General features: G+C 72.8%; 5 protein-coding genes and 2 pseudogenes. 5 read left to right on the top strand and 2 right to left on the bottom strand.

Annotated features, from left to right (window positions below; all coding sequences use genetic code 11):
* Nucleotides 1–435 (top strand): annotated as a pseudogene (locus ACFTZL_RS40805) (serine/threonine protein kinase); the annotation flags it as partial.
* Here ACFTZL_RS40805 and ACFTZL_RS40800 read toward each other — a convergent pair.
* On the bottom strand, nt 381–1,199 hold the full coding sequence (locus tag ACFTZL_RS40800; RefSeq protein WP_382594400.1) for a hypothetical protein: 819 nt from the start codon (nt 1,197–1,199) through the stop codon (nt 381–383). The pseudogene ACFTZL_RS40805 and the gene ACFTZL_RS40800 sit on opposite strands and share 55 nt — an antisense overlap.
* An 8-nt stretch (nt 1,200–1,207) precedes the next feature.
* Nucleotides 1,208–2,272 (bottom strand): LacI family DNA-binding transcriptional regulator, encoded by a 1,065-nt coding sequence (locus ACFTZL_RS40795; protein ID WP_382594398.1) that lies wholly within the window; start codon nt 2,270–2,272, stop codon nt 1,208–1,210.
* A gap of 193 nt (nt 2,273–2,465) precedes the next feature.
* On the opposite strand from ACFTZL_RS40795, the gene ACFTZL_RS40790 reads away from it, so the two are divergent.
* The 4 genes and pseudogenes from ACFTZL_RS40790 to ACFTZL_RS40775 form a co-directional block, all read left to right on the top strand.
* Nucleotides 2,466–3,419, top strand: a complete 954-nt coding sequence (locus ACFTZL_RS40790; protein WP_382594395.1) for an ROK family protein — start codon at nt 2,466–2,468, stop codon at nt 3,417–3,419.
* A 120-nt stretch (nt 3,420–3,539) separates the two neighbouring features.
* Nucleotides 3,540–4,007 (top strand): hypothetical protein, encoded by a 468-nt coding sequence (locus ACFTZL_RS40785; protein ID WP_382594392.1) that lies wholly within the window; start codon nt 3,540–3,542, stop codon nt 4,005–4,007.
* 46 nt (nt 4,008–4,053) lie between these two features.
* Entirely contained in the window at nt 4,054–4,527 is a 474-nt protein-coding gene (locus tag ACFTZL_RS40780) for a helix-turn-helix transcriptional regulator (RefSeq protein WP_382594389.1), read from the top strand.
* Nucleotides 4,528–4,537: 10 nt separating this feature from the next.
* A pseudogene (locus ACFTZL_RS40775) lies at nt 4,538–4,912 on the top strand (VOC family protein); the annotation flags it as partial.
* Between the last annotated feature and the right edge of the window lie 82 nt (nt 4,913–4,994).

Below are 4,994 nucleotides of genomic sequence, written 5' to 3'. Positions count from 1 at the left end.
CCCGAGCCCACCGGCCGGGCGACCACCTCCGCCCCCGCCAAGTCCTCCGGCGGCACCACCGGAGGGACATCGGGAACCTCCGGCGGCAGCGACACCGGAGGCGGATCCGGCGACGGCGGGACGGGCGGCGGCCCGACCACCCCGGCCCCCGAACCGGCCTGCCACGCCATCGGCGGCGGCAAGTACAACTGCCAGGTCTGGAAGACCGCCGACTCCTACACCGCCTCCGGCACCAAGGTCGGAATCCTCAACGCGGGCACCAACTACTTCTACTGCCAGCAGAACCTGGGCCGCCGCGAGACGGACGGCCGGTGGACCAACGTCTGGTGGGCGAAGACCGACGACGACAGCGGCAACACGGACGTCTGGGTCAGCGACGTCTACGTCAAGGGCGGGGACAACGACGCGCCGGTCCCCGGGCTCCCGGTCTGCTGAGACCCCGCCGGTCCGGAGCCGACGTACCGTTCCAGGCCGGAGGCGGTCACCAGCTTCTCCTCGATGAACAGCCGCGTGCCCCGCTCGCACAACCGCCGGTCACCGCGGGCCCGCGCGCTGAACTCCTCGGGCACCACGCCGAAGAGCTCCCTGAACCGCGGCAGTCCGGAGAGCAGCTCGGTGAGCAGCGCCCGCTGGCCCGGGTGGGTGCGTGGCGCGCCGGTGCCGTCGTGCAGGACCCCGTGCCGGTTGACGTACGCGTACGCGCCGGGCAGACGGGTGCCGTCCGCGAGGTCGATCCGCACATCGGGTGCGGGCAGCCAGGCGCGGTTGAAGTTGCCGCTCGGCACGGGCGCGCCCTCGCTCGCGTCGATCACCGCGAGCTGCTCGTCGTCGAGCCAGAGGACGAACAGCTCCCGCACGGTGTCCGGGGCGCTGACGGGTGAGGCGGACATGTACCCCATGCGGCTCACATGCGCCGAGACGCCCGCGTCGACACCCCGCACCCGGGTCTTCACCATCGGGAGAGGCGACATGATCCCGAACTCGGCCATCTTGTGCCGCAGTTGTCCCGGGGAGGCGTTGGAGCCGATGGCGAGGACCGGCGTGCGGTCCTCGTACACCAGCCGCCCCAGCGGCAGGAAGCAGTCCCCGTCGAGGAGCCCGGAGTCGGCAGGCCACGCGCCCGGATACAGCAGCGGATGCTCGCGCGGCGCCTCGGCCAGGCCGAGTGCCCGCAGCGTGCGATCGGTGGGGTGATCCATGGGCCGCCTCAGTCCGCCGGGGGCAGCTCGCCGGAGCCGCGGGTGATCAGCCGGGTCGGCAGCTCGATGCGCTCGGGGGTGACCTGGGTGCCGTCAAGCTGCCGGAAGAGACGTTCCGCCGCGGTGCGGCCGATGTCCGCCGCGTCCTGGGCGACGACCGTGACGCCCGGCTGGAGCAGGTCGGCCAGCTCGATGTCGTCGAAGCCGACCAGGGCGACGCGCCGGGCGTGCTCGGCGAGCACGCGGATCACGGTGACCGTCACCCGGTTGTTGGCCGCGAAGATCGCGGTGACCGGGTCCGGGCCGGACAGCATCTTCTCGGCCGCCCTGCGCACCCGCTCGGGGTCGGTGACGCCGAGGGACATCCAGGAGTCCGCCACCGGTATGCCCGCGTCCTCCATCGCCGCCCGGTAGCCGCGCAGCCGCTCGGCGGCGGTGTGGATGCGGGGCATGTCGCCGATGAAGCCGATCCGGCGGTGCCCGTGTGCGATGAGATGGGCGACGCCGCCGCGGGCGCCGCCGAAGTTGTCCGACAGGACCACGTCCGCGTCGATGTACCCGGCCGGCCGGTCCACGAACACCGTGGCGACGCCCGCCTTGAGCTCCGGCTCGAGATACCGGTGGTCGTCACCGGCCGGGATCACCACCAGCCCGTCCACCCGCCGTGCGCACAGGGCCAGCACCAGTTCCTGCTCGCGCTCCGGGTCCTCCGCGCTGGAGCCGTTGATCAGCAGGGCTCCGTGCGCGCGGGCCACCTCCTCGACCGAGCGGCTCAGCGGCCCGTAGAACGGGTCCGCGAGGTCCTCCAGGACCAGGCCGATGCTGGCCGTACGGCCCTTGCGCAGCACCCGCGCGCTGTCGTTGCGCCGGAAACCGAGGGCGTCGATCGCCTCCTGGACCCGCCGCTCCGTCTCCGGGGTGACCCCCGGCTCCCCGTTCACCACCCGGGAGACCGTCTTGAGCCCGACTCCGGCGCGTGCCGCGACGTCCTTCATGGTCGGCCGGGTGCCGTAGCGCGTTGCGGATCGGAGGGGGGTCTGGGGCACGGTGCGGTGTCCTGTCCTGTCGTCCACGGGGGTGCGTCGGTCCTGGGTTTGTATGAGGATGTGGCGTCGAGCATAGAGCCTGGACAACGTTGTCAGCCTCGGGGGAGACTGTCCACCGCAATCTCCGGCCCACGCACCCGTGCGGGACCGGTCCACCGCTTGCCCTGCCCGATGTTTTTCTCGGCGTTTTTCTCATGCTTGACGGGGAGATCCGACACTGATGCACACCGACCTCGTGGCCGCGCTCGACATCGGCGGCACCAAGATCGCCGGCGCTCTGGTGGACGGCCACGGCCGGATCCTGGTCCGCGCCCAGCGGCCGACGCCCGCCCGGGAGGACGGCGACACCGTGATGCGGGCCGTGGAGGAGGTGCTCGGCGAGCTCACCGTGTCGCCGCTGTGGGAGCGTGCCACGGCCGTGGGCATCGGCAGCGCCGGGCCCGTGGACGCCTCGGCGGGCACGGTGAGCCCGGTGAACGTGCCCGGCTGGCGCGGGTACCCGCTCGTCGGGCGTGTCCGGGCCGCGGCCGGGGGCCTGCCCGTCGAGCTGATCGGCGACGGTGTGGCGATCACGGCGGCCGAACACTGGCAGGGCGCCGCCCGCGGCCACGACAACGCGCTGTGCATGGTCGTCTCCACGGGTGTCGGCGGCGGCCTGGTGCTCGGCGGCCGGCTGCACCCCGGGCCGACCGGCAACGCCGGCCATATCGGCCACATCAGCGTGGACCTCGACGGCGATCTGTGCCCGTGCGGCTCGCACGGCTGCGTCGAGCGCATCGCGAGCGGTCCCAACATCGCCCGGCGCGCCCTGGAGAACGGCTGGCGGCCCGGCCCCGACGGTGACACGTCCGCCGCGGCGGTGGCCGCCGCCGCCCGGTCCGGCGACCCGGTAGCCGTCGCCTCCTTCGAGCGTGCCGCCCAGGCCCTGGCCGCCGGGATCGCCGCCACCGCGACCCTCGTGGAGATCGACATAGCGGTGATCGGCGGGGGAGTGGGCAAGGCGGGCGACGTCCTCTTCGCCCCCCTGCGCAAGGCTCTGAGCGCCTACGCGACCCTGTCCTTCGTCCGGCAGCTCACCGTGGCACCGGCCCAGATGGGCACCGACGCCGGGCTGGTGGGCGCCGCGGCGGCAGCGCTCGCGAAGCGGACGGACGCGGCCGCGGCGGGGGTGTGAGACCGGGCAGGAACGTTCAGGCGGTGGGGCCGGCCGGCGGTGGGGCCGGGGCGCCTCTGGGCCCCACCCGCCCCTGACGCGGAGGGAACCGCTCCGGCCCGGCGCGGCATCTGGCCCGGCGTGAGTGTCGGGATGATGTTCTTCGGGCTGGTCTTCATGGGCGGGTGGGCGGCGGCTCTCGGGGCGCTGGTCTTCGCCGTCGTCACGCTGGTGCGCGTCCGGCAGCGGGACTGGATACGCCGCCAAGGGCACCCCGCGCTACGGCTGCTGCTGCCGGCGCCCGCGTTCCGGCGCTTCGACGTGGCGCTCGCCGTGACGGCCCTCCTGGCCGACCTGTGGTTCGTGTCGGCGATCCTCGTGTTCGGAGCGGACGGGGTCTTCACCGAGGACTGGATGGGCTATCCCGGCATGGTCGATTCCACGGGGCAGGGGTACCAGGCCGGAGTCGTGAGCGCACTGCGCTCCACCGCGTGGTGGACTTTCGGGATCGCGGTGCTCGGCCGCTGCTGGATCACAGCGGGCGTGCAGGTGTGCCTCCTGCCCCTCGCGGCATGGTGGATCGGAACGTTCGACACGTACTTCACCTGACAGGCACCGGCCCGGGATACCGGCTCTTCCCTCCGAAATCGACCGAATGTCCGTGCGATGTGGCACGATCCGGCATGTGAGCAGCAGACCCATCTCGGCGCAGCGCCTGCGTGACCTCGCGCGCCTGCGCCGGGTCAAGGACCGGATCGACCGGGAGTACGCACAGCCGCTGGACGTGGAGGCACTGGCCCGGGGTGTGCACATGTCGGCCGGGCATCTCAGCCGCGAGTTCCGGCAGGCGTACGGCGAGTCGCCGTACAGCTACCTCATGACGCGGCGCATCGAGCGCGCGATGGCCCTGCTGCGCCGCGGCGACCTCAGTGTCACCGAGGTGTGTTTCGAGGTCGGTTGCTCGTCGCTGGGCACCTTCAGCACCCGCTTCACCGAGCTGGTCGGCATGCCGCCCAGCGCCTATCGACGCGAGGCGGCGCGCGCCACCGCGGGGATCCCGTCGTGCGTGGCGAAGCAGGTCACCAGACCGGTCAGGAATCGAGAAGCGCCCGCCCCGAGCCGAAACTAGCGTGGTGGCCATGGACCTCAACATTCACGCCAGTTTCCTGCCGCACGACGACCCGGACGCCGCGCTGGCGTTCTACCGCGACACCCTCGGCTTCGAAGTCCGCAACGACGTCGGGTACGAGGGCATGCGCTGGATCACGGTCGGGCCCGTCGGCCAGCCCGGCACCAACATCGTCCTGCATCCGCCGGCCGCCGACCCGGGCATCACCGAGGACGAGGGCCGCACCATCGCCGAGATGATGGCCAAGGGCACCTACGCGAGCATCGTCCTGGCCACCACCGACGTCGACGGCGCCTTCGAGCGGCTCCAGGCGGGCGACGCCGAGGTGGTCCAGGAGCCGGTGGACCAGCCGTACGGCGTCCGCGACTGCGCCTTCCGCGACCCGCCGCCGACGAGCTTGCCGTCCTTGCCGGCGAGGGCGGCGAAGCCGGACGCCTCGCCTATGGCGCTGTCGGCGCCGGGCAGCG

Origin of the sequence: Streptomyces sp. NPDC056948, from assembly GCF_042674225.1 — a bacterium.
Classification (GTDB): Bacteria; Actinomycetota; Actinomycetes; order Streptomycetales; family Streptomycetaceae; genus Streptomyces; species Streptomyces purpurascens.
Note: the sequence above shows the minus strand (reverse complement) of the source record. Positions and strands in the feature narration are given on the sequence as shown.